The organism is Cellulophaga fucicola, from assembly GCF_900119145.1.
In the GTDB taxonomy this organism is placed as follows: Bacteria; Bacteroidota; Bacteroidia; order Flavobacteriales; family Flavobacteriaceae; genus Cellulophaga; species Cellulophaga fucicola.
Window position 1 is genome coordinate 722,887 of record NZ_FPIY01000002.1, and the last position, 25,464, is coordinate 748,350.

A 25,464-nucleotide genomic window follows, 5' to 3' on the forward strand; every position below is an offset into this window, starting at 1 on the left:
TGTTGATTTTAATTCCAATTTAGTTTTCTTTTTTTGAAGTTCTGGTTTGTTGTGTATAACGGCGCGGTTTGGGTGTGTTTGCTGGTGGCGAATAGTACAGTACTCTTCAATGGTTTGGGCTACTCGGATCGCGATAGATAACATTATGTATAAAAACATTTGTTTTCAGTTATTTGGGTAAAGCTCGAAGGGTGGGGTATAAAAACAGGCCTTTCTAAAGCCAATCGAAACTTTTATCTTAGCTTTATATTTAATACGGCCTTTGGGTTTGGGACTTGCCAAATGGTTTGGGGACTCACAAACGTTTTATACACACGGGCGTTAGGCAACATAAAGAGAAACGACATTGACAGAAAGAAAAACCAACTTCAAAACCATTTGGCAAAGAGCTAAAATCAGACCAATATTACTACTTTTTGCATTTCAAGGAATTGCATTTGCATTACTTCTTTTTCTTCCAATGGGCTTAATGATGAATTCATTAGGGAATAGTTTTCCTTTTATTGAAAACGCCGAAAAAATTCAATCTGATGGAATTACAGCTAATGCTACCCTAACTGGAATCAAAGGAATTGATAACATAACTGTCAATGGAAATAATCCACAAATTTTGACTTATGAATTTGACAACAACGGTCAGAAAACGGAATCAAAGTTTAGTGTGTTTGAACCAGAAAAAACTGATAATTTAAAAATTGGAGATATAATTCCAATTAAACATTTGAACGGAGAATCAATGCCAACCGAATTTGAACAATATTCGTTTAGTATGGATTTTATGTATTACATAGCTGGAGCCATTCTTTTGATTGGACTAATTCTTTCCTATCTACTATACTCACGAATAAATAAAGAAATTTCATTGTATAAAACAGGCAGAATTATGGACGGAAAAATAATTTCAATAAGCCATAATAAAGGGTTCACATTTTCGAAATTTGGTTCGTCAATGGATGTACATTATGAATACGGTAATAATGTCGCGAAATCAAGGACTAATAATTTTGCTTTGACAAATAACAAATCAATTAGAGATTCAATTAAAATTTTGGTTTCAAAAGACGGAAATTCATCTTGTCTATATCCTGAATTGATTGCTAAAACTAATGGTTGGAAAGAAAATTACGTTGCCTAACACCGTGTATAATTAATTGCTTGGTTCTTGCCTACTTGCGAAAATTCCTGCGGAATTTTCACGGGTTCGTAAAAGTTAGCTAAATTAGTTGCTGAACCACGCAACTAATCATACACAAACACGTTAGCAAACATTAGAATCAACATTATTCATTCCTAGAATTCTATTCATAATTACGTAAATGGAAATTAACTATAACATTGTCAGTTTAATCGATATACTCGGGTTAGTTCAAGGTGTGTTTTTAGGCTTGGTATTAATAATCGAAGGCAGACGCATAAAACCCAAGCTTTTTTTAGGCTTATTTTTAATTGCGTATTGCGCAGAACTCTTAAACTCAATCCTTCACGATTTAAACATTCTTGAATCTGAACCTTGGTTGCTGTTTTTACCATTTAACTTTTTTTATTTAATACTTCCTTTATTCTATATATATGTTAAAGAAATTTCTAATATTAATTTAACTAAAAAGAAAATTGTACTCATCCTTTTGCCTGGAATACTAGAATTTATAAGTTATACAGTATTTTTTATGCTAAGTGTGGGTACAAAAGCAAAATTGCATAATTCAGAAAGTTTTTCTAATGTATTGTCTCTGATTGAAATATTATCATTTGCTTATTCAATATATTATATCTTTCTAACTATTAAATTCATTAATAAGCAAAAAACAAAAGTTGAAGAATTTTACTCAAATACAGAAGGAAAATTACTCACTTGGGCAAAGGGTGTTCTTATGTTTCTGTTTACCTTTCTGATTATTATATTGTCTTCACTTTTTTTAGAAGGAATATTTTATGATGATTACATCTATCCAGCCATTTCAATAATTAATGTCGTTTTTATTTTCTGGATAGGGATTTCCGGTATAAAGCAGTCTAAGCTTTTTGTTACTAAAATCGCTAGTATTAAAAAGATAGACCATCAACAAAGTGATGTTAATGAAACCAATAATAGATTAAAAACTAATAATAAAGATCATTATGAAAAGTTAATTGCATTAATGGATGATGAAAAATTATTTTTAGAGCCCAATTTATCTTTAGCAGATGTGTCTTTAAAACTTAAAATAACGCAACGGAATTTATCGGAACTCATACGAGACGAGTCTGACAAAAACTTTAATCAATTTGTAAATCATTATCGAGTAGAAGAAGCAAAAAAGTTATTATTAGATACTTCAAACAATCATTTAAATATGTTAGGAATAGCTTTTGACTCAGGATTTAGCTCAAAAGCAACATTTTATAGTGTTTTTAAAAAACACACTTCCCTTACACCTACATTGTTTAAAAACAACACATTATCATAAAACTACACGAGTCTATAATTATGTAATAAGTCTAGAAAACGGTTTTCTAGACTCAACAAGCCTTTTTTAAGACTTAAAAAATAGTCCTTGGCCGTATCTTTGCACCAGCAAATCAAGAATTAGAATTATGAAGACTAATAAACTGACTTTGATGGTAATAATCTTTATCTGGATTCTTTTCATTTCTTGGGAATTACTTATAACAGAATGGAGTCTTATAAAAAACAAAGATGCATTTAGGGTAGACCTACTTATTATTTTTCCACTACTTCAGTTTATTACAATTTATACATTAATTAAAGTATTTAGTAAAACCAAAATAACAAAATAAATAATTGCGCAAAAGTGCGCTAAAAATTAAAAAAAATGAAAATTAAAAATTTATTTAAAACAGTAATTTGCTTATTAACTTTAAGCTTAACATTTAGTTGTTCTAGCGATGATGATTCTATGAATCCACCAACAGATAATAGTAGCTTTACAACTAATTCCAACACAGATTTTTTTATAAATTTTGATGGGACTGTAAATCTAATAGTTTCGGGAACTTTTCAAGAAGATAGTGGTTTTGGGACAGTAACAGACAGAGGTTTTGTTTATGGTACTTCATCTAACCCTGAAGTTGGTGCTAATAATACTTCAGGTATATCTGGTAGTAATTCTGATGCAACAGGTTATATAGAAAATTTAACAAGTGGTCAAACTTATTTTATAAGAGGTTATTTTGAATACAGTGATGGCACTCATTTCTATGGAAACGAGATACAAGCAAGTACTGATGTTGATGCGAGTACTAGTAGAAATGTTACTTTAGATATAGAATCAGACGCGTTTTTAATTCAGACAGACTTTATCACAGTAACATTAAATATTAATAATGTTGTTAAAGAAATGCCTATAGAATTTGGTGTTGAATATAGTGTAAATAGCGATTTCACTAGCAGTAGTATAAATGCAATTGAGAATTTTGATGGTATACATAACGAAGGTACTATTGTAATTACTAGTTATTCTGCTGTAGCAGAACCTCTAATGTCAGGAACTCAATACTATTTTAGGCCATACGTAAAATATGCTGACAATACAGTAACAAATGGCGGAACTAGTATAGCTAATTTCGCTACAAACTAAATAGAATAAAACGTTTGCTAACAACGTATATAAAAAATAGCTAATTAAGCGCAAATCATAATGGTTTGCGCTTTTTTAATATCTTTAGGCAAAGAGAAAAGTATTGAATACCTAAACGCTACTTTTCATATACAAGACCGTTATGCACAACCAAAAAAACATCGTGACTAAAATAAAAGACATCTATTTGAATAAAGATTTACGAGTTGGTGGATTTTACGAATTGACTATTCAAGTTTGTCGGAGCTCGAATATGGAACCAATAAAAAAATACACAGAATATATTAAATCGCTTAAAAATGTTGATGGACCATTTGAAAGAAACTTTGAGTTAACAAATATAGAAATTGAGACTTTTGAACACGAATGGGTTTTAAATTTAGAGAACGTATCAATTCCGTTTAAAACATTTAATATACACGAAGACGAACCAATTGAAACTGGATTTAATTGGTTTGATATATGCTTTTATACAGAGACAATCGAACAACTATTCGGAGAAGAATATAAAACTTGGGATGAAAACCCTAAATGTCCGCCCGCATTAAATGATTTTTTTAATCAAACAATAATGAATTTGAATAACATCCATAAATTTCAATTAGCAATGATAGACTTTGAAATTTCAGGTCAATATTATTTAGCAGATATGGGTAAAGATTTTAATAATTGGACTAACTCGAATTTCTTTGTGAATGAAAAAGATGCTCATCTGATTTCGGAACGAAATAAAACAGTTGTGGAAATAATAAGTGGATAAAGGCAGTGCATAACACTATATATAGCAAATTGGGCGATTAGTACTTAACCAAAAGTTTAGTGCCATTTACAAACACCGCCAAATTTTTAATTTGGCTTTTAAAAAAGAGAAAAATTAAAAGCAAAACATAAAAATTAGGCTCTGTGTTAATCCGAAAATCTAGTGTCTTTTTTCACGCTACGTTTCATACACTAACCGTTAGGCACAAGCACTCACTAAACCTTAAAAATAGACATACATAAAAAAATGTTTGAAAAAGTGTAATAAAATTACCTTTTGCTAATCTAAAGAGTAAATCGTAAAAACATTTACAATGAAAAAATTAGCAATTCTATTAGTCATCTTTTTTTATCAAACAGCAACTTACTCTCAATCTGAAAAATATTCTTTCAATATTGAAATTAAAGGGAAAGGAAAACCAATAATTCTAATTCCTGGGTTAGCATCTTCTGGTAAAGTATGGAAAGAAACAACAGATACATTAGAGAAGAATTTTGAATGTCATATTTTGACTTTAGCAGGATTTGCTAATCAAAGTACAATTTCACTAGAAAAAGGTTACTTACCTATTATTGAAAACGAAATTATAAAGTATGTACAGGATGAACTTAATGAAAAACCAATATTAATTGGACATAGTTTGGGTGGTTTTTTATCACTTTCTATAGCAAGTTCTAAACCTAAATTACTAGAAAAGATAATAATTGTAGACTCATATCCTTTTATGTCTTTGGCTTACAACCCAAATGCAACAGTAGAAAATATTCTTCCACAAGCAAAAATGATGAAAGAAATGATGCTAAAAACTTCTGATAGTCTATTTATTCAACAACAAAAAATGACGATGCCAACTATGATAGCTGATTCCACAAATATTCAGTTAGCGACTAAATGGTCTATACAATCAGACAGAAGTACAATGGCACAAGCAATTTATGAACTTATGACAACGGACTTAAGAAATGATATTGAAAAAGCAAAAATACCTATCCTTGTATTTGGAAGTTGGTATGGAGCAAAAGATTACGGAATAACAAAAGAAACAGTTCTAGCAAACTATAAAAATCAATTTTTGAAAGCAGATAATTGCGAAATAAAAGTTGCAGAAACAGCAAAGCACTTTATAATGTGGGACGAACCTAAATGGTTTATTAATTTAGTTGAGGCATTTATAAATTATGAAGAATAAAGAACAAAAATTTAAAAAAGTCTATGAGCAATCAAAGGATAAAGTCTATCGACTTTGTTTGGGATTTATGGGAAATAAAATTGATGCTGATGATTTATTTCAAGAAGTTCTTATAAAAGTTTGGAATAATTTAGACACGTTTAGAAATGAGAGTAATATAGATACTTGGATTTACCGAATCACAACAAACACAGCACTCTTAACTCTAAATAGAAAAACCAAATTAAAGAAAAAAGAGATAGATTATCAACCCAATATTCCTCATTACGAAAGTGATAATTTAAACTCAACGGATAAAGAACAAGAAGTAAAAAAACTCTATAAAGCCATTTCATCACTCAAAGAAATAGATAGAATAATTATAGGATTATTATTAGAGAATTGTAGTTATGACGACATTTCTAATATAACTGGATTAAAAACTTCGAATGTTGGAGTTAGGATAAATAGAATTAAAAAAACATTGAGTAAAAAACTCAAATAATTATGGAGAAAGATATTACAAACTGGCAAAACCTTTGGAAAGAAGAAAAGTCTACACCTTTAGACTTAAGTAAGTTGATTACCCATTTAAACAAAGTAGAAAAGAAAGGAAAATTAGAAAGAATTATTTTACTCGTTGCTGTTCCAGTTACGATAATAATTTTAGCAACGTTACTCCCTATACTCTCAAATATATATTATTTAATAGCTATAGTCATAATTAGTTTTGGTATGATAATGATACTAATACAATCTTATAAAAGTAAGTATAGCTTAATAAGCAATGATGCTGAATTAAATAATCATAAGTATATAAAAAACCTTATTCATAAACTAAAACAACGAATGTTAACTACATCAAAATATATGTGGTTCTATACATTTCTATTAGTTTTAGGAATAAATATAGGCTACATAGATGTTTTACAAAAATTCAATGTATCAATAACTGCAAGGATAATTATTCACGTTGTTTTCACAGTTTTAATGATTTGCGTGATGTATTTTTCAATAGAAAAAAGAAAAAAAGAAAATAACAAAGGAATTTTACCCTTAATTGACTTTTTAGAAAATTTGAACTGAAAAATTGCCAGTGACTAAAAATGCATATAATCCATTGCTAGTACTAGCCTATTTATAAAAATCCTTACAGACTTTATATCTGTGACTTATTTACTAACTTTAGTGGTTAACAACGCAACTAATCTTATACAAAACCGTTAGCAACATCCTAAAAAATAACTCTGAATATGAATTGGAAAATAATATTTATAATGCTAATTGGGTTAACTGCTTGTAAAAACAAAACCGAAAAGAGTCCAATTAAAGAAGTTGAGAAAATAATTAGTCTAGATAGTTTATACTCTGAAGTCAACAATAAACCAGTTTTGAATACAGAATCAACTACAAAAATCACGGACTGTAATTTTGATAAATTTATTTCTGATAATAGAATTTCAAAAATTGCTAAAGATATATACTTAGATAATAATTGGAAACTAGACAATGCTATGGGATTACTAGATAGCTTGACAACTAAAAATAAATATTCAAGACCATTCTATTTTAAAGTGGTAACTCTGACCTATCAAAAATCTGATGGAGCTTTTTCCGAAGGACTCGGATATGAAGGAAAAAAATATGTTAAAAATAATACTAAGGAATTTGTTTCATATTTTAATTCTGAAAAATGCTTTACAGAAGATGATTTAACGATTTGGGTAAATATTATTATGTTAGAATTTAGTTTAATTGCCAACAATGAATTTGACAAAAATCTTATTGAAAACTACATTGAAATCTTAAATAAGAATTGTTTAGACTGTACTGAAAATCAAAAAAAAACTCTGAAGAAATTCAATTCAATTTTAAGAGTTAAATGGAATGAATTGTTGAAACATATTTGATTTTAGAAAAAAGCCGAACCCCTATCCATATATAATTTATTGCAGGCTTCTTGCCTATTTACAAAATTAAGTACTTAAACCACGCAACAAACCATATTCAAGACGTTGTATACAATTTAATGAAAAATATAAAACAAAAATATAAATTGATTCTAGCTATATTATTAATATGGTTTTTGGGACATATAATTTATACCACTATTGACGGGTTAACCAAGAATGAAAACAAGGCAGATGTTGCTGTAATACTTGGGAATAAGGTAAATGAAGATGGCACTCTTTCGGAACGGCTTGAAAAACGTTTAGAATGCGGTCTAAAATTGTATCAAAACGGACAAGTAAAAAAAATAATTGTAAGTGGAGGTCTGGACAAAGAAGGTTTTTACGAAGGAGATAAAATGAAAGAGTATTTAATTAAAAATAATGTTCCTAGTTCTGCAGTTATTATTGACAATTTTGGAAACAATACCCTCGCAACCGTTAAAAACACCATAGCACTACAAGAAACCTTAAGTTTTAAAAGTATAATTGTTGTATCACAATACTTTCATTTAACAAGAATAAAAATGCTGTTTAAAAAGCAAGGCTTTAAAAATGTTAGTAGTGCAAGTCCTATGTATTTTGAGGTTAGAGATTTTTATTCTTTGTTTAGGGAATTTGTAGCTTACTACATTGGGTAAAAGCTGAGCATAACAATAGCTATAAGCAATAAAGGTTTTGGGCTAAACTAAAAGGTCTTGTATATTTAAAGTGTAGTTAAATCTGTTAGATTTAGCTTTAGAATAAAAAAGGAAATATTCCGTGACCACCTGCCCTATATCTCTTACATACAAGATTAACACGAATATGATGCAACATTTAAAAATTTAATGAGTCTTTATAAGAAATGAGAAATCGATGAAATCAATACTGTCTGTGTTACTGTTTTTAATGTTTTGCTATCAAAGTTTTAGTCAAAAAAAATATTTTGAAGATAAGTTTGAACACTTTACAATAATAAAAAATAATGATACAATACAATTTCATACATACTTAAATGGAGAATTAACTTCTAAAAAGGGCGCTCTATTATATCTTCAAGGCTCTGGGAATGATCCTTTTTACAAATTAATTAGACACACTGACACCATTAAATCTTCAAAAACTGAGAAACCAGAAATTAAGAAATATCTTGAGGTTCATAAAACCCTACCTTTTAATTTAAAAGAATTTACTCAAGACTATTTGTTAGTTGCAATTTCTAAAAAAAGCATTCCTTTTGAAATATTTGGTAATGATTTTAAAACTCCAAAATCATTTTATGAAAATGACAACTTAAATTATAGAGTATGGCAGGCTAATGAAGTTGTAAATTACCTGTTAGAAAACATTTTAGAAAAGAAAAGTAAAATTATTGCTCTTGGCCACTCAGAAGGTACAGAGGTAGTAGCAAAGCTTGGAACAATTAATCATAAAATTTCAGCTATTGGTTATTTTTCTGGAGGCGGAAATGCACAATACTACGATTTTATACTAGATATTAGAAAATATGTGCAAAGAGGAGAAATGACTGAGGAAGAATCTATTATAGAAACTGAAAAAATTTTTAACGAAATAAAAGACATATACAAACACCCTAACAGTTTAACAAAAAAATGGTTAGGGCATTCTTATAGAAAATGGAGTTCGTCTATAGAACCATCTATAGATAATTTATTAAAAATTAATATTCCAATATATGTTGCACACGGAGCAAAAGACAAAGCCGTTCCTATAGAGTCGGCATACTTAATACCTATTGAATTTATTAGAAATAAAAAAACTAATTTAACTTTTAAGGTGTATCCAAAATTAGATCATTCGTTTGCTATAATACCACAATCTGATAACGAAGAATATGTAGATAAATGGGATGAAGTGCTTAAAGATTTTTTAAACTGGTGCGAAATAAATTAAAAAAGCAATTTGTTAATACTATAAACATCACTAAACACATATTACGTACAAATACGCTACCTATGGTTTATTTGCTAAATTAGTTACATAACAACGTTGCGTGTTATCAAAAAAAAACGAGTTGAATAAAACAATAAAAGTAACCAACGGTACATCTTTCTTAGAGTTAAAACTAAACACACTAGGGAGTTACTTAAAATTTAAAAAACCACTAGCCATAAATTGGTCAGATTGTCAAGGATCAATTGCGCAGTTCTATGCCATATTCTCGTATTTACAAGAGTATAAAGAGTCTATACAAGAATCTTTAAGAGTAAAATTAAATGACGGAAGTTTTGACTTAAATTCTGAGATAGATGAAGTATCTAAACTTCTTTCTCTTTTTGAAAATGGCACATACAACATATCTTTTGAACCAGAGTACCAATATAAAATATCGGACAATTGGAATTGGAACTTAGCCAAAAACAACAAACTTTTTTCGTCTAATGCAGTAATTAGAGAAGAAACCCAAACGTTGTACTCTGATGAAAATAAGAACTTAGACTATCTAACAGAATCATATTATAACGGGTATAGTGAGTATTTTATATTTACGCAACCATCAGAAGTATTAAATAAAGAGAGAATTAAATTCTATCAAGAAAAAATAATACAAGGAGAAAAACCCACCGCTATAATTTATAACGGCTATTCTGAAACCAAAGGAACATATAAAGATGGCTCTAATTGGATTAGAACTTATTTAAGTGGAGATTTTATTATTGATGGTCACCATAAACTAATGGCTTATAAAAAATTAAATTGCGCACCTTCTTTATTAAGAATTTCAAAAATTTATAATTCAGATGATAAATTAAATTTTTCTATGAAAGATTTTAAGAGTGATCTAGCTAGTAGATTATTAAAATGTCAGTCTAAACATTTTACAGAAAACTATAAAGAAAAATAACTGTTCTAGTTAACAATTACACACTACATAAGAGTCTAATAAAAAAAAAAACGAAAACTTTTTAGTTTTCGTCTTTTTCAGGTTTATTAAACTCGGCCTTATATTTTTCTAAAAACTTCTTCTGTCTTGCAATCATTTGTTGCCTTATTTTATCAATATCCATAAAGTCATTTCCAAAATTACTTCCAAAAAAATCATCATTAAAAAAGTGTTTGATAAAAAGTGAATCTTCAGAAAAAACATCATGAAATCCATTATTCTCAAAACGTGAAAAACCTGTAAAGAATCTTGATTTAAAAGATTGCAACAAACTGTCTTTTTCTAACGCAGATAGGTTATCTACTTTACTACTAGATGACCAAGAATAGATACTATCGTATCTAATTAAGTTTCCATTATCATCAAACTCCTTATCAACTTTCCAAGAACCTTTAGGTTGTTTGGCTACGCTTGTTTTATTTTGTTTTTTTTCTGTATTTTTTATGTCATTCTTTTGACCATTGCAACTAACACATAGCAAGCTAACCATAGCTAATAAAATATATTTTTTCATTGCTCTAAATTTTAAGACAACCGCAATTTAGGACTTGTTAAAAATGTTTTGAACAAGCCACCAGTTTCTATTGTTTTAATTAATTTATTTTGGTGATACACTTCAGATTTTCGTTCACCATTTTTATACCAAACACATTCCAAATAACTGTTACCATCTACCAAACCAAGTATTGAATCTTTTTTTGAAACATATTTAAGAACTTGCATTTTTGGGGCACTAAGTTTACCTCTAACTTTTACCCAATCTCCAGATTTAAACTTCCTTGGCATAACATTAAAATTTTAAAGATTAAACATTTTAGCAGCATAGAGGAGACCAATTTCTTGGCCCCCTACTATATACTTCATTCTTCAATCAAAAAAATTAGTGATCTAATTAAGAGATCTCAATGTTTCTTGCTGGTTTTTGTTTTGCTTCTTCTTTTTTAGGTAATAGAATACTTAAAATACCTTCGTTATAGCTTGCATTAATTTTTTCGTCATTAACACTTTCTGGCAACGTAAAGGTTCTTTTAAAAGAAGAATAACCAAACTCTCTACGTGTATAGTTTTCTTCTTTTTGCTCACTTTCTTCTTTTGTTTCTGTAAAAATAGATAACAATAAATTATCTATCTCTATATGAAAATCTGATTTATTAAGGCCTGGAACTGCCATTTCTACCATAAAAGAATCTGCTGTCTCTTTTATGTTCACTTTTGGCAACGTAATTCCTGTATTAAAGTTTGATGTAAATACAGACGGTAAGTCTCGGTTAAAAATATCATCAAACCAATTTGACAACGTTGGGAAGTTTTGATTTAAATTGCTGTTCACTAAATTTCCGTTTTTAGGAACACTAACTAAATTGCTCATAATTACAAAATTTTAAATTAAACATTATTTTAAATTCGAAATCTAAATCGACCTCAATTCTAATAGACCAAAAAAAATACCAAAGTGCATAAATTCTATTTTCTTACAATTAGCATTGTACAACTATGTCTTTTGTTGACATTTTTTCAGAATTATTGTCAAATTTTCACTTAAATAAATGTCAGTTTGACATTTTGAATTTATCAAAATACACTATTTATTTTCCTAAAAACTCTATCTCTTGTTTACACAAATCTTCTACGCTTAACGAATATATGTTTTACTGCTACACTTATACGTTTTGCATTCTATTTTAAGAGCAATTAAAATACTTTTAACACACTAAACAAAAACAAGACACAATTAGCTCTTAATTAGCTTTAAAGCGCAATAGAACGTCTTAATTACATAGTTATTAATTGGCGTAGAGCTTTAAGTAAAAGCAATAATAAAATGACCACGAAAGAATATAATTTAAAAAACTGGCGCACTAACATTGCGGGTACAACCTTAATTTTCATAGGAGTTGTAATGGTTCTTATAGGGTATAGTAGTGGTTTAACCATCTGGGGAAACTTTCAGAGTATGTTTGTTAGTTTTAAAAGTATTCATTTTTTCATTGGCACATTACTTATGTTCTTAATTAAATTCGGTTTTATATTTCTAGGATATTATTTATTAAAAAACAATGATAAAATAACAAGGGCAAAAACGGATAATAAAGGCCTTTACTTTAAAGAAATGAGTAAATCTAGCAGTTTTACAAGAGGAGCTTTTGACCTTAAACCCTTTACTTTTTTACCCTACGCAAAAATTAAAAATATATACCTTATTAAAAGTATTTGGTTGGGTTATACCTTAGAGGTTGAAACAGAAAACGAACGTATTAAACTAGTTACCACGAATGCATTATCAGACGTAGATAAAAAAGAAATATACAGTATTGTTAAAACAAGAATAACATAAAATTTTAATTCACCACTAACAGGTACTCATTATAAAACATCACCCTAAAATGAAAAAATATATAATGCTTTTAATTATTATCTCTTTATGTAGCTGCAATAATAAAGAGAAGATTAACAAACCTAAGAGGTCTTTGCCTAAATTAGTAGTAGATTCTATTTCTAAGCAAAAAACATATAATGTTGATTTACAAAACAAAGAACGTTATGTATCTATGTATAACAACAACTATTTATTAAAAGTAATTCCTGATTCTACCACTTCTAAAGAAAATATGAACTACACTATATTAATGACATTAAAATCTGATACAATTATAAACTACACAATTAATATAGACTCAATTTCTAAAAATTATTACAAGTACAATAAAAGTGAACTAGAAAATGAAAAGCTAAATTTTAAACAAAATTATTACATAAGCGGCGTAAATATTGAACAAAGTTGGGCCAGAGCAGAGAACTTATACCTAAGCGCTAAAATAAACTCTAAAAGAGATACAACTGTGATGGGTATACCTTTAAAATTTAAATATATAGGAAAAAAAATGGGTGAAACATATTTAAATGTATTGTAAAAAATATTTACTCTAAAGAAAACTACAATTATCTTTACTAGAACAAAAATCTTAACTAAAGCTAAAACACAAGTCTATGAAGTATTCTAGCAAAGCAAAATCTTTTTCAAAAAATAATGCTTCAATAACAATTAAGAAAACAGATATTATTTTTGGCACCACTAAAGAATCTGCAGATGATTTACCAAACCCTGCCGAATTATTTTTAGGTTCGGTATCTGCTTGTATTCTTAAAAATGTTGAACGCTTTTCTACTCTAATGAATTTTAAATATTCTAATGCAGAAATAACAATAAAAGCTACGCGTCTAGAAAAGCCTCCAAGGATGGACGAAATAAATTACGACTTAAAAATTTATAGTCAGGATCCCAATTTAAATATTGATTTGCTTAAAAAAAATATTGAAAAGTTTGGAACAATATACAATACCGTTAAAACCTCTTGCTCTATTACAGGTGAAATTACTAAAATACCTTTAGAACTAAAAAAAGCTTAAAACTAACACCTATTACAATTAATCTCTATTTAAATAATTATCATCCTTTATCTAATCTGTATCAATATACTATAAACTTAAACAAGCATAATGTTCGGAATTTTTAAGAGAAAAAAGAATCAGGAAAAAATAAAAAATGATTTCACAGAAAAGCATACTGAATTTTACAAGAAAAAGTTCCCTAAACTGCCAGATACTACTATCCAAAAAATGGCATCAAGAAAAGCAGAATGGGAAATGGATACGGAAAGATTAAAAAAAGAAGATGTCTTGTCTTTACTAAAGAAAATAAAATCACCCACAATAATTAATGACTTGTTTGTAGAAAATGAGAAATCTAAAAAATTAGAATTAGATGATTTTTACAGGTGTCCTTCTGAATATTTTTTAATGACAAAAGATGAGCAAGATCATTATAATGTTGATGCTATAATTCCTTTTTTATCTGACCCAAGTTTTTATAAAATTTACGCTTACGACACTACAAGAAATGGCTTTTTAACTTTTGATATTGAGTCACCTGATGAAATTGAAAAAACAGAACGATTTACTTGGGACGGAATTTTTGTATCAGACATTCTTTTTTGGTGGGAGTGCGATGTTGAAAAAAACCGAATTTTAGAATATGGAAAAGCTTTAAACTTAAAATGGGTTGAGGAGATTTTAAATAGTATAGAAAACGACTTGGATAATAGCACCACAGCAAGTTGTACAGATTGGAAAAACGCTATATACACAAAGTACAATATGATAATTAAATAACCTTTAAAACTCTTACAAGTAAAGCCCTAAGCACTACTCTTTTGGTTTTTTGTCTTAAATTTTTTATTCAATTTACACAAGTCTACAAGTTCTAACGAATATAGATTTAACCACTACAGTTATAGGTTTAGTATTCTAAACTAGAATCAATTATTATAATTTTACCAGGTACAAAGACCAAGGAACATCTTTGTATTGATTGAAAAATTATGATTGAAAAAGAAGACGACACCAAAGACTTAAGATTTTATTCTCAAAAATCTATAGCAACTGCAACCTTTATTGGCGGACCATTAGCCGCAGGATATTTAATTAGAGAAAATTACCTAAGCCTAAATAAACCTGATGAAGGAAAAAAATCTCTATTAATAGGGTTTGTAGCTACTGTTCTTTTGTTTACAGGAATTTTTATGATTCCTGAGGCGATAATTGAAAAAGTACCAAGCTATGTTATACCTGCAATTTATACTGCAATAATATATTTAATTGTTGAAAAAATACACGGAAAAATATTAAATAAGCATAAAGAAAATGAGAACAATTTTTACTCTGGATGGAGAGCAGCAGGAGTTGGTTTTGTATCTCTAATTGTACTATTAATTGGAATCTTTGGATATGCATATCTTTCGGTAGGCGGAGATGAATTTGAAAAATATGATGCTGAAATTGCTAAGTTTTCTAAAAACGAAACTGAATCTTTAATCTTTTTTGAACACTATGATACAGAAACAGACAATTCGCTTCTTCAAGAATTAGAAAACAGTACAATTCCTAAATGGGAAGAAAATATTGAAATAATAAAAAATTCTAATACTATAGAAAACTTACCTTCTGAGTTATTAGAGCAAAATAAGATCTTACTTAAATACTCAGAATTAAGACTTAAAGCTTTTGAATTATATAAAAAAGCAATTAAAGAAGATACAACAATTTACGAGCAACAACTAGAGCAAATACATCTAAAAATTAATGAGCAAATTGAAAAATTAAACTCATGAATAAAAAAACAGCACTAATTATACTGTTTAGCTTATGTACCTTTTTATGCAAAGCACAAAAACTAGATGCTAAAATCGAGGCAGAAATACATACGTTTATAAAAAAGGAAGCTAAATCTTTACGCCAGCTTAAGCTCCAAAAATATTATGGAAGATTTTATAATGTAGATGAATTTGTAAATATGTTTGAAGATGAAAAAATTAACAGAAGTAGAAGGGTGTCTAGACGTTCTATGAGGTTAAGAAAAAAAGCCCTAAAATTAAAAAAAGAGGAAGACTATTTTAGTTTTGAACGAGTAATGGCTACTCCATTTAAACAATTTTACAAAGATTTTAACCTACTTATTTTTACTAAAGAAGATATTGAAAAAGGGTACAACAAAACCAATAATCATAAAAAAATGAGACAGGCTGTTATTGAAAAATGGAACCCAAAAATAGAATTAACTGAGAATAGATATTTTGTCTGTTTCATTCCAAAAGAAGACTCCCCTCGTAAATACGGAGATTTTATTATACTTCATATTCTTGAGAAAAAAGGAAATAAATGGGGCGTTTATTCTGCTTGGAACTAAAAAGCACACCCGCAAATAAAACAAAGACACTTTGCCTCTACTATATTAAATCTTATTTTTTTTGACGAATATATATTTTACTGCTACAGTTATACGTTCAGCATATTAGGACGGTCTCAATTGCTATACTTTTATCGCACACAAAGAGCTAAAACAAAAGAAAGGTTTTAGATGAATACAAAGCACTTTAAGAATTGAAAAGACAATAGTGCATCTTTTCAGAAATGTAAATCTTAATTAAATAACATAGTACGAGATTATGAATATCATTGAAAAATTAAAATACCATGAAGATAACCAACTAGACAATTGGTTAGATACCGATAATAAAACGACTCGTAAATTCCGAAGAGATATAGCAAGTTATGCTAAAAATAATTTTGATGAAATAAAACAATATTGTCTACATATACACCCTACAGATTTTTCAAGCTTAAGCATTGTATATGAGGCATTATCTGAGTTCTCCTTAGACCACAATGAGTTTTTATATGAGGAAATACAGAGAATAACTAACCTTGCCATAAATAACAAAATTGATTCTGAAAATTTAAATATACTTACAGATATTGATATGCAGGGTATCTATTTAAAATCTCTAGATATTTATATAAAAATAATGAATTTTTTAACTAAAAATCTTTCGTCTAACACAGACAGTAATTACAAAATTGAACTTTTATCTGTTATAGATTATTATTTAATAGAAGTACATAAAGATGATGACATTCTAGAGTTTAACAACTGGATTAATCCAATAAAAGACCTAGCTTCTAATGACGAGTTAAGTGTAAAGTCAGAGGCAACTAAAATTCTTAAAGATTTAGGTGTTTCAGATCTATCTGGATCAACTTCTTTTGTAGAAAAAGTACTAGGGATATTTGATTAAATTTAAACTCTTCTAAAAAATTCAATGTTCGCAAAAGCCACCTTAGGTGATTATAAATCCAACAGAAGATTTAATGCAGATCTATTTTTAGAATCAACTAATGATTGGGTGGTTAGAAAACAGTAGCCAATCGAAATATTTGGTTGTGGATAAAAGACGGTATCATTTAGTTAAAAAAATACGTTGGCAATTGTAAATGGCTCGCCTTATCTACAATTGAATATGACTGAAGATGTACACAAAGGGTTTATGTTTGCTACTATTGCAAAAACATCTAAGAACAAAGAATAGTCAAAATTATAATGATTAAAATAAAGAAGAATAGATTTTTAATCGAAAATAAAAAAATAACAATAGAAACAGGTTTGCAAATTAGAATACTAGTACTACTCTCATTTTCATTCCTCTTTTTATCTTTTTTTTTGTTTCCTACACTTTCTATTACTCTATTAGATGGGCTTATTCTGTTTAAAGTATACTTTATTTCTTTATTAATTTGTTTTATTCCGTGTTGGTTTCTAAGTGATATAAAAATAACTTTTAACGCTAATTCTAAAACTATTATTAAAAGAAGCTGGTTCATTAAATTATATACCATCGATTTTAAATCAATAGAGCGTGTACAACTTGTTTCCCTTAATAATCTAACCTATTTTGAAATGGTTTTAAAAAAAGACCCATTAGGAAAACATAAAATAATATCTCCTAAATATTCTAAAACTAGCTTTAATCAAAAACAATTAGAAGAGTTTAATCAAAAAATTTTAATTAGACTTAAAAGCTACATCAATACTAAAACAATATAGGATTTATGAAAAACCTCACCTATTTTAAAGCTACAGAAACTGGTTTTATATATTTCTCCTTGAAACAAAAAATACTTTCTGTGTTCTGTATTCTCCTTATGCTATTTGGCTCTGTGTTTAACTTTTATTACAATAATAATGCTTTAGGACAATATGCCATTATCTATAGAATAATGTCTATTGTAGTTCCTTTATTTTGGCTTTACGGTGCAAGCACTAAAATTGAAATTAATATAAAAAACAACCATTTAATTACATCTCACTATATGGGATTGCTTAAAAAAAAATTCAATTTAGATGTTTTTAAAGGTTTTTACGTTCTAAGACAAAGTTCATATTTTATATACACGAGCACGCAATTATCTATGGCTTTTAAAGTTAATGACAAATTAAATAATATACCAGTAGAAAATATGAGAAATACCGTTAAACTTAATAGCCTTAAATTAGAAATTACCGCTATACTAAACAACGGCTAACTGTAATGAAAAAAAAATCTACTTTAATTAAGTAGTACTACTTGTTACAAAATTTGGATTTTATTAATCTATAGAATAAAATTTAATTAGGCATTAAATTTCTATTCCTCGAAAACGGAAAACTAAAATCGTTTAGATATTAATCTCCTTGCTAAAGCAAACAGCAGCCTACAACAATCTATAATTAACTCCTTATTTAGATTCTTTATCTAAAACATTATTCGCTATTTACACAAGTCTTCAAATTTTTAACGAATATATATTTTACAGCTACACTTATACGTTTGGTAATTTACTTAAAGACTAACTTATTTACTTTTAACACAAATAAAACTAAAGAATGGTTTTATATCAACTTAAAAAAATAGAAGATGTTAGAGAGATTATTATTAAAACATTTAACAAAAAAAGGTAAAATAGCCTATTTCGTTGGCTTAGTAGCATCAATTGCTTTAGTTGCTTTTATTATATTAGGCGTTGCAGATTACTCCTTAGACTCGGGAAGAGATGTTTTCTTTGTTTCAATAGTAGCCGTTAACCTAATATGGGCTGGCGTATGTTATTTTGTTTGGAGAAAAAAAGAAGAAGAGAACCAAGAATAAATTTATAAAGATTTTTAATCGCTGTATCTATAAAAATAGAATTAAACTCACATAAAGTAGTTATGTATAGTCGAAATTATTTTCATGCACCTAGTTTCATGCACAGGATTACAGCACAATTAAATCAAGAATTAATTTATTAGAAACTAAGGCTATTTTTAAATTTAGATATTACAGGAATTTCAAAAATACAACTACCTACTTATTATTGTGGTTATTTTTCTAATCTAACTGAGGTAATCATCACTCATAGATCTGAATTAAGAAAGACTGGCTTTTTGTATTGTGTGAGGAGAGTAAAACTTATTCCGTTCTTGGCTAGGTAAAAAAATAACTTTAAAATACCCTACAGTAAAACCACGTACACAGAATACGTATTTACGTACAAGTTCGTTAATAATATATATTACAAAAAAAATAGAGCAACATACACCAACTATTAATTAAAAACTATCTATTAGACTAATGACAACAGCCGAACTAAAACAGCAATTGCTGAGTGCACACCAAAGAGATAAAAAGCTTTCCATACTAGGTTTTATTTTAATTATAATTTTTATAGCCATTGTATCAACTTTAATTTACGTTTATGCTTTTGAAGCTGTATCTAATTACATTAAAAATGCTTTTAGTGGAATTACCGGAATGTTAAACAGTGAAGAAACTCCTTTTTACTATAAGTTAATTTTTCCTGCAGTACTACTTTCAATGCTCTCAGTTCCGCTTCTAAAAATTATTAAATTAACAAAAAGACCAAAGTTAATAGACGAACTTATTTTAAAGATTGATAAAGGGTCTATAGCGTCTTCTATTGACCAAAGAACTGTATATAAAATTATTATTCCGCTTTTAAAAATTAACATAAGGTTAGCTCCTGTAGAATATGTTACTATAGTTTTAGATGAAGATACCAAATACAAACCGTATGACTTACCAATTGAGGCTTATGTAATTCCAGATCTAAAAAGAGTGTTAAGTGGCGCTAATACAGAACAGGTAAACAAAGCTTGGGATGAGCTATATAGTAGTTCTGATAGTAAAACCCAAGAAAAAGAGTACCCGTTAAAACCTAAAGAAGAGTTCAAGAAATTTATAGACACTACACTATTTAACGACATTAATAAGTTAGACCAAGAGAGAAGTGTTGGTAAAACCCAATATGTAAAATATCTTATATTTTCGGTATTAGTTATTCTTCTTTTTGTAGGCGGTTATTTATACTTACAATTCTCTGATATTGCGTTTAAATCAGAATATCTGATTTATGTTGTGTTTGGAGGTTTTGGACTTTTTTATACCCTTTTCTTTGCTTTTGGCAAGCATAAGGGGCAACCAGGAATTACAATGAACTCTGGAAATAGTTTTAAAACCAAAATTTTAAAACCTATGATTGCTTTTATAAATCCTAATTTTCATTTTGTACTTCACGGACACCTTAGTTTACCAGAAGTATTAGAAACTGGTTTATTAGAAAACAAACAATATATTATAACTGGTAATGACCAAATAATGGGGTCACACAAAGGAGTTCCTTTTCAAATGAGTGATCTAGACATAGAATATAAAAGAAATTTCTCTAGTGAAAAAGAGGGCCCAGATCAAGTATTTTTTGGACAAGCCTTTGTTGCTAAATTTAATAAAAGTTTTAGCTCTGAGTTATATTTAGTTCCTAAGAAAACTACCAAAAAGAAGGTAATGGATTCTGTATCCGAAACCCTAACTCTTGGGTTAGCTGGTACAAGAACCACAGACATAGATATGTATACAAGTAATGACTTTGGCCCTAAAGTAACACTAGAAGATCCTGAATTTTCTAAATTATTTAATGTGTATTGTTACGATCAAGTTGAAGCTAGGTATATTTTAACTCCAGCTTTAATGGAAAGAATAAAAACACTAGCAACAAGAACAAAAGGAGATTTATTTATGTCTTTTAAAAACAATAGAATTTCTATTTTAAACAATAGTGGTATTAACAATTTTGAACCAGGTTACTTTAACTCTATAACAAAAAACGACAATCAATTATTATTAGAGTTCTATACAGATTTACACAATCAATTATCAATTATAGATGATTTAAAATTAAACATTAACATCTGGAATAAAAATAACTAAAATGGGAACAGGAACAATAGTAACAATAGGAGTAGTTGTAGTTTTTATAATTTTATTTATTACAATTTTTAATAAAATGACAAGGGCTAAAAATCAAATTGAAAATTCAATTTCTTCATTAGATGCCTTATACATTAAACGTAGTGATCTTATACCTAATTTGGTTGCTACAGTAAAACAATACATGACGTATGAAGAAAGCACTCTTGAAAAAATAACAGCGCTAAGAACTTCTAAATCTAACTCTGACCCAGCAATGGAAAAAGAAGGTAGTCAGGCATTAAAAAATTTAATGATCCAGGTAGAAAATTACCCTGAACTTAAAGCTAATACCCAGTTTACGAACTTACAGTATAGTTGGAACGAGTCTGAAGAACAAATTGCAGCTGGCAGAAGGTATATTAGCTCTTCTATCACAAATTACAACAATTCTATTAGTACATTCCCTGCAAATACCGTAGCTAAGCTATTTGGATTTAAAAGCTACCAATGGCAATATGCAACAAAAGAACAGCAAGAGAATGTAAATGCTAATGAGTTGTTTAAATCTTAATTTTAGGTTTTAAAAGTAGTAATAATATTTTACCTTAATGGTTAAAATAAAAAAGCAGGGCAAATGCCCTGCTTCCTCAACAATTAACCAAACATACAAGATAATTATGAAACCATTTCCTGATACACCTTAGCGGTATTTAGTGACGACTGTACACTATTACGTTGTGCTATTAACAGGTTTTCTGTAGATGGCGCAAGCACCATATCTTTATCTTTTAAAATTTCGTCATACTCCTCCACAAAAGACTTTTCTCCACGTTCTACCTCATTTAATATAGTTTCATCTTCATTAGAAGATAAAGTAGCCGTTAGGTTCATCCAAGTTCTATGCAGATCTCCTTTTAAACTACCACCCTTTTCTGGTAATTCTCCGTACGCTAAAATTTCGGATTTAAGTTGGTGTCCAAAATTATAACGTTGTTCTATTTTATTTTCTAAAAACCTTTTTATCGAAGGATTCTCTACTTTTTCTGCTCCAAGTTTATATCCTTTTTCGGCATCGTACGTTTTCTCTAATAAATTGTTTAATCTGTTTGAAATTTTTTCTGAATACTTCATAATATCTCTTATCATTTAAATTAAGTAACGTTGCTGATTATCAACAATCTTGTTCCTCTAAATTATCAAGATAAAGAGGCAATAACAAGAAAATACATCGGTTTAGCCTAAGTTTAACGTCAACTCTTAATAAATGTTAAGACAAAAGAGTTAATTTTACTCTATAAAAGTATTGTCAATTAAACAGAAATTGTATATTTGCACCCGCTTTTAAGCCAAAAGCAAACGAAAGAATTAATAATAAGGGTCGGGCACCCTACAAATTTAATGTGATATGCCAGTTAAAATTAGATTACAAAGACACGGAAAAAAAGGAAAACCTTTCTATTGGGTAGTAGCAGCAGATTCTCGTGCTAAAAGAGATGGTAAATTCTTAGAAAAATTAGGAACTTACAATCCAAACACAAACCCAGCAACAATTACTTTAAACATTGATAATTCTGTAAAGTGGTTATCTAATGGTGCACAACCATCTGATACAGCTAAAAGAATTTTATCTTACAAAGGTGTTTTATTAAAGCATCATTTACAAGGTGGTGTACGTAAAGGTGCATTAACTGAAGAGCAAGCTGAAGAAAAATTCAATGCTTGGGTTGCTGATAAAGAAAAGAGTGTTGCAGGTAAAGTTGAAGGTTTAGATAAAGCTAAAGCTGATGAAGCAGCTAAGATTTTTGAAGCTGAAAAAGCAATTAACGAAAAACGTTCTGCAGATGCAGCAGCGGCAGCAGCTCCAGTAGCTGAAGAAGCTCCAGCAGTATCTGAAGAAGCAGCAGCTTCTGAAGAAGAATAAATTTATATAAAGAACGATATGCAAAAGGAAGATTGTTTCTACTTAGGTAAAATCGTTTCTAAATATAGCTTTAAGGGCGAAGTATTAATTAAAGTTGATGCTGACGAACCTGAAGTTTACGAAAATATGGAATCAGTGTTTATTTCTTTAGGAAATAACCTGGTTCCATTTTTTATTGATAAATGTAGATTACACAAGTCTAGTTTATTACGTATTAGGTTTGAAGATGTTTTAGACGAGTCTGATGCAGACCGCATAATGGGATCTAAACTCTACTTACCACTTACAATGTTACCTAAGTTATCTGGTAACAAATTTTACTTCCACGAAGTTATAGGCTTTACATTACAAGATGATGTACACGGAGATATTGGGCAAATTACCAGTGTTAACGATACCACATCACAAGCACTCTTTGAAGTTGAAAAAGGAGACAAGCAACTACTTATACCTATTAACGACGAAATTATTACAAAAGTAGATCGTGAAAACAAAACTATTTTTGTAACCACTCCAATAGGCTTAGTAGACTTATACTTAAGTTAATTAATGAAATATTTATTTTTAGCACTAGCAATTGTATTTGAAATTGTTGGATCTAGCTTTATGCAAACCTCCAACGGGTTTACAAAAACAATACCTACTATTGTAACAATAGTATCTTACGTTATTTCTTTTTTCTTTTTTTCACAGGCATTAAAATATATTCCGCTAGGAGTTGCATATGCAATTTGGGGAGGCTTAGGCATTGTTGTTACAGCAATAATTTCGGTTGTCTTTTTTAAGCAAACTTTAGATTTTCCTGCTATTTTAGGGATAAGCTTAATTGTAGCTGGTGTTATTATAATGAACTTTTTTTCAAATAGCACCGCACATTAATATCAACTCATTTTTAGACAAAGTATTCTTTATTTTTTTCTCACATAATAAAACCTGTATTTTTGCGTATATACTACACATATTATGCAGAACAATCAGAACATAAAAATAGCTGTAGATGCTGTTGTTTTTGGCTATCAAGATAACGCACTTTATATTTTATTGATACAACAAAAATATGGTCCTTATAAAGACCAATGGGTTTTACCTGGCGGCTTAGTACAAAATGGCGAAACGTTAACCACTGCTGTACATAGAGAACTACAAGAAGAAGCAGGTATTAAAGTAAACTACTTAGAGCAACTCTATACCTTTGGAGACGATATTAATCGCGACCAAAGAAACCAAGTAATATCCGTATCTTATTTTGCACTTGTTAATCCAGAGAACTTTAAATTAAGTGCCGCTACAGATGCACAAGATGTAAAGTGGCAAAACATAAGTAATACACCCACTTTACCGTTCGATCATAATTTAATTATAGACACCGCTTTTAAAAGACTAAAGGCGAAACTACACTACCAACCTATTGGTTTTGATTTGCTTCCAAAAAAGTTTCCGTTTTCAGATTTAGAACATTTATACACTACTATTTTGGAACAAGAAATTGATCGCAGAAACTTTAGAAAAAAGATATTAAGCTTCGATTTTATTAAAAAATCCAATGAAAAACAAAAGACAGGAAGTGGCAGACCTGCACAATTATTCACTTTTGACACTAACAAATACAAAGCTCTAGAGAAGAATGGAATTCATTTTGAAATTAAGTTTGCGTAATTTTAACACAAATAACTTTTCTAATTCCACTTGTTCGTTTAACTTTGTGTAAAAATAACGCAAATGATACTAAATTTAGATCCACAGTTTAATCCGTTTCCAAATCAGAAAAGCATCGAATATAAGTCGTTTTTATTTTCTGGAGGAGAACCACATATTAAAATAGATAACAATTTTAATACTGACGATACCATTACTGTTACACACAGACTTCAATCTTTTAATGATGTTGGACTTCTTTTACTTACAGTAGATGCATTACAACGTATGGGAGTTAAAAAAATTAAGGCATTTATTCCTTATTTTCCAGCTGCTAGACAAGACAGATTAATGGTTGCTGGAGAATCGTTATCTGTAAAAGTATATGCAGACCTTGTAAACACATTACAACTAGACCAAGTTTTAGTATACGATCCGCACTCAGAGGTTACTCCTGCTCTATTAAACAACTGCACTACCATTACAAATTATACGTTTATAGAAAAAGTAATATCAACCTTAAATAACAATGTGCTTTTAATATCACCAGATGGTGGAGCATTAAAAAAAATATATAAAGTATCAGAATTTCTAGGAGGTAAAGAAGTTGTAGAATGCTCAAAATCTAGAGACGTAAAGACAGGTAAACTATCTGGATTTAAAGTCTATGCAGACGATCTTGAAGGAAGAGATTGTTTGGTTGTAGATGATATTTGCGATGGTGGCGGAACTTTTAATGGTTTAGCGCAAGAGTTAAAAAACAAGAACGCAGGCAATTTATACCTCGCTGTTAGCCACGGTATTTTTAGTAAAGGATTAGAGAGTTTAAGCAGCTATTACAACGGCATTTTTACAACCGATTCTTTTAACACAATTACAAAACAACCTAAGGTTACACAAATACCACTTGCAACCTTGTTAGCTTAAGATAATAATTACAAAATATA

At 29.0% G+C, this 25,464-nt stretch carries 31 protein-coding genes; 27 read left to right on the forward strand and 4 right to left on the reverse strand.

Translation table 11 applies throughout. From position 1 onward, the window contains the following. Nucleotides 1-346 precede the first annotated feature (346 nt). The 11 genes from BT107_RS09500 to BT107_RS09555 all read left to right on the forward strand — a co-directional run bounded on the left by BT107_RS09500 (nt 347) and on the right by BT107_RS09555 (nt 10,303). Nucleotides 347-1,135 carry a hypothetical protein gene (locus BT107_RS09500; RefSeq protein ID WP_072303545.1) on the forward strand — a complete coding sequence of 263 codons (789 nt, stop codon included), beginning with the start codon at nt 347-349 and terminating at the stop codon, nt 1,133-1,135. A 181-nt stretch (nt 1,136-1,316) separates the two neighbouring features. Further along, nucleotides 1,317-2,447 carry a helix-turn-helix domain-containing protein gene (locus BT107_RS09505; protein WP_072303546.1) on the forward strand — a complete coding sequence of 377 codons (1,131 nt, stop codon included), beginning with the start codon at nt 1,317-1,319 and terminating at the stop codon, nt 2,445-2,447. A 366-nt stretch (nt 2,448-2,813) separates the two neighbouring features. Then, on the forward strand, nt 2,814-3,578 hold the full coding sequence (locus tag BT107_RS09515) for a hypothetical protein (protein WP_072303548.1): 765 nt from the start codon (nt 2,814-2,816) through the stop codon (nt 3,576-3,578). A 187-nt stretch (nt 3,579-3,765) separates the two neighbouring features. Then, nucleotides 3,766-4,338, forward strand: coding sequence for a hypothetical protein (locus tag BT107_RS09520; RefSeq protein WP_139254303.1), 573 nt, complete (start codon nt 3,766-3,768; stop codon nt 4,336-4,338). Nucleotides 4,339-4,651: 313 nt separating this feature from the next. Next, nucleotides 4,652-5,527 carry an alpha/beta fold hydrolase gene (locus tag BT107_RS09525; protein ID WP_072303550.1) on the forward strand — a complete coding sequence of 292 codons (876 nt, stop codon included), beginning with the start codon at nt 4,652-4,654 and terminating at the stop codon, nt 5,525-5,527. Next, nucleotides 5,517-6,011, forward strand: a complete 495-nt coding sequence (locus BT107_RS09530) for an RNA polymerase sigma factor (protein WP_072303551.1) — start codon at nt 5,517-5,519, stop codon at nt 6,009-6,011. The genes BT107_RS09525 and BT107_RS09530 overlap by 11 nt, the downstream gene beginning before the upstream one ends. 2 nt (nt 6,012-6,013) lie before the next feature. After that, nucleotides 6,014-6,592, forward strand: a complete 579-nt coding sequence (locus BT107_RS09535) for a hypothetical protein (RefSeq protein ID WP_072303552.1) — start codon at nt 6,014-6,016, stop codon at nt 6,590-6,592. Nucleotides 6,593-6,759: 167 nt separating this feature from the next. Next, nucleotides 6,760-7,416 (forward strand): hypothetical protein, encoded by a 657-nt coding sequence (locus tag BT107_RS09540; protein WP_072303553.1) that lies wholly within the window; start codon nt 6,760-6,762, stop codon nt 7,414-7,416. Nucleotides 7,417-7,592: 176 nt separating this feature from the next. Further along, nucleotides 7,593-8,096, forward strand: coding sequence for a YdcF family protein (locus BT107_RS09545; RefSeq protein ID WP_244543113.1), 504 nt, complete (start codon nt 7,593-7,595; stop codon nt 8,094-8,096). A gap of 217 nt (nt 8,097-8,313) precedes the next feature. Further along, nucleotides 8,314-9,351 (forward strand): dienelactone hydrolase family protein, encoded by a 1,038-nt coding sequence (locus BT107_RS09550; protein ID WP_072303554.1) that lies wholly within the window; start codon nt 8,314-8,316, stop codon nt 9,349-9,351. A 121-nt stretch (nt 9,352-9,472) separates the two neighbouring features. Further along, nucleotides 9,473-10,303 carry a hypothetical protein gene (locus BT107_RS09555; protein ID WP_139254304.1) on the forward strand — a complete coding sequence of 277 codons (831 nt, stop codon included), beginning with the start codon at nt 9,473-9,475 and terminating at the stop codon, nt 10,301-10,303. A 61-nt stretch (nt 10,304-10,364) separates the two neighbouring features. On the opposite strand, the gene BT107_RS09560 is transcribed toward BT107_RS09555, so the two are convergent. The 3 genes from BT107_RS09560 to BT107_RS09570 form a co-directional block, all read right to left on the reverse strand. Continuing rightward, a complete protein-coding gene (locus BT107_RS09560) occupies nt 10,365-10,856 on the reverse strand; it encodes a hypothetical protein (RefSeq protein WP_072303556.1) in 492 nt (163 codons plus the stop codon). An 11-nt stretch (nt 10,857-10,867) separates the two neighbouring features. Continuing rightward, nucleotides 10,868-11,128, reverse strand: a complete 261-nt coding sequence (locus BT107_RS09565) for a YodC family protein (RefSeq protein ID WP_072303557.1) — start codon at nt 11,126-11,128, stop codon at nt 10,868-10,870. Nucleotides 11,129-11,234: 106 nt separating this feature from the next. After that, nucleotides 11,235-11,711: an Hsp20/alpha crystallin family protein gene (locus tag BT107_RS09570; protein WP_084639201.1), complete on the reverse strand. Its 477-nt coding sequence runs from the start codon at nt 11,709-11,711 to the stop codon at nt 11,235-11,237. A 453-nt stretch (nt 11,712-12,164) separates the two neighbouring features. Between BT107_RS09570 and BT107_RS09575 the strand changes: the two genes are divergently transcribed. From BT107_RS09575 to BT107_RS09630, 11 genes are all read left to right on the forward strand, one after another. Next, a complete protein-coding gene (locus tag BT107_RS09575) occupies nt 12,165-12,677 on the forward strand; it encodes a hypothetical protein (protein WP_072303558.1) in 513 nt (170 codons plus the stop codon). Between the two features lie 49 nt (nt 12,678-12,726). Beyond that, nucleotides 12,727-13,254 carry a hypothetical protein gene (locus tag BT107_RS09580; RefSeq protein WP_072303559.1) on the forward strand — a complete coding sequence of 176 codons (528 nt, stop codon included), beginning with the start codon at nt 12,727-12,729 and terminating at the stop codon, nt 13,252-13,254. A gap of 76 nt (nt 13,255-13,330) precedes the next feature. Then, entirely contained in the window at nt 13,331-13,750 is a 420-nt protein-coding gene (locus tag BT107_RS09585; protein WP_072303560.1) for an OsmC family protein, read from the forward strand. Nucleotides 13,751-13,840: 90 nt separating this feature from the next. Beyond that, nucleotides 13,841-14,512: a hypothetical protein gene (locus BT107_RS09590; protein ID WP_072303561.1), complete on the forward strand. Its 672-nt coding sequence runs from the start codon at nt 13,841-13,843 to the stop codon at nt 14,510-14,512. A 209-nt stretch (nt 14,513-14,721) separates the two neighbouring features. Continuing rightward, nucleotides 14,722-15,510 carry a hypothetical protein gene (locus BT107_RS09595; protein ID WP_072303562.1) on the forward strand — a complete coding sequence of 263 codons (789 nt, stop codon included), beginning with the start codon at nt 14,722-14,724 and terminating at the stop codon, nt 15,508-15,510. Beyond that, nucleotides 15,507-16,085, forward strand: a complete 579-nt coding sequence (locus tag BT107_RS09600) for a hypothetical protein (RefSeq protein ID WP_072303563.1) — start codon at nt 15,507-15,509, stop codon at nt 16,083-16,085. The genes BT107_RS09595 and BT107_RS09600 overlap by 4 nt, the downstream gene beginning before the upstream one ends. Nucleotides 16,086-16,344: 259 nt before the next feature. Then, nucleotides 16,345-16,974: a hypothetical protein gene (locus BT107_RS09605; RefSeq protein ID WP_072303564.1), complete on the forward strand. Its 630-nt coding sequence runs from the start codon at nt 16,345-16,347 to the stop codon at nt 16,972-16,974. A gap of 811 nt (nt 16,975-17,785) precedes the next feature. Then, entirely contained in the window at nt 17,786-18,259 is a 474-nt protein-coding gene (locus BT107_RS09615; protein ID WP_139254305.1) for a hypothetical protein, read from the forward strand. A gap of 371 nt (nt 18,260-18,630) precedes the next feature. Further along, the gene (locus BT107_RS09620) at nt 18,631-18,861 is read left to right on the forward strand and encodes a hypothetical protein (protein WP_072303567.1); all 231 of its coding nucleotides are present in this window, start codon (nt 18,631-18,633) and stop codon (nt 18,859-18,861) included. A 465-nt stretch (nt 18,862-19,326) separates the two neighbouring features. Beyond that, a complete protein-coding gene (locus BT107_RS09625; RefSeq protein WP_072303568.1) occupies nt 19,327-20,979 on the forward strand; it encodes a DUF3137 domain-containing protein in 1,653 nt (550 codons plus the stop codon). Nucleotide 20,980: 1 nt separating this feature from the next. Beyond that, nucleotides 20,981-21,532, forward strand: coding sequence for a LemA family protein (locus BT107_RS09630; protein ID WP_072303569.1), 552 nt, complete (start codon nt 20,981-20,983; stop codon nt 21,530-21,532). 104 nt (nt 21,533-21,636) lie between these two features. Here BT107_RS09630 and BT107_RS09635 read toward each other — a convergent pair whose 3' ends face one another. Further along, a complete protein-coding gene (locus BT107_RS09635; protein ID WP_072303798.1) occupies nt 21,637-22,092 on the reverse strand; it encodes a ferritin-like domain-containing protein in 456 nt (151 codons plus the stop codon). A gap of 274 nt (nt 22,093-22,366) precedes the next feature. Between BT107_RS09635 and BT107_RS09640 the strand changes: the two genes are divergently transcribed. The 5 genes from BT107_RS09640 to prs all read left to right on the forward strand — a co-directional run bounded on the left by BT107_RS09640 (nt 22,367) and on the right by prs (nt 25,444). Beyond that, nucleotides 22,367-22,882, forward strand: a complete 516-nt coding sequence (locus BT107_RS09640; RefSeq protein WP_072303570.1) for a 30S ribosomal protein S16 — start codon at nt 22,367-22,369, stop codon at nt 22,880-22,882. A gap of 18 nt (nt 22,883-22,900) precedes the next feature. Further along, nucleotides 22,901-23,428, forward strand: coding sequence for a ribosome maturation factor RimM (gene rimM / locus BT107_RS09645; RefSeq protein ID WP_072303571.1), 528 nt, complete (start codon nt 22,901-22,903; stop codon nt 23,426-23,428). Between the two features lie 3 nt (nt 23,429-23,431). Next, nucleotides 23,432-23,761 carry a DMT family transporter gene (locus tag BT107_RS09650; RefSeq protein WP_072303572.1) on the forward strand — a complete coding sequence of 110 codons (330 nt, stop codon included), beginning with the start codon at nt 23,432-23,434 and terminating at the stop codon, nt 23,759-23,761. A gap of 84 nt (nt 23,762-23,845) precedes the next feature. Continuing rightward, complete coding sequence (locus BT107_RS09655) at nt 23,846-24,538, forward strand: NUDIX hydrolase (RefSeq protein ID WP_072303573.1); 693 nt, start codon at nt 23,846-23,848, stop codon at nt 24,536-24,538. Between the two features lie 63 nt (nt 24,539-24,601). Then, a complete protein-coding gene (gene prs / locus BT107_RS09660; protein WP_072303574.1) occupies nt 24,602-25,444 on the forward strand; it encodes a ribose-phosphate diphosphokinase in 843 nt (280 codons plus the stop codon). Nucleotides 25,445-25,464: the final 20 nt, after the last annotated feature.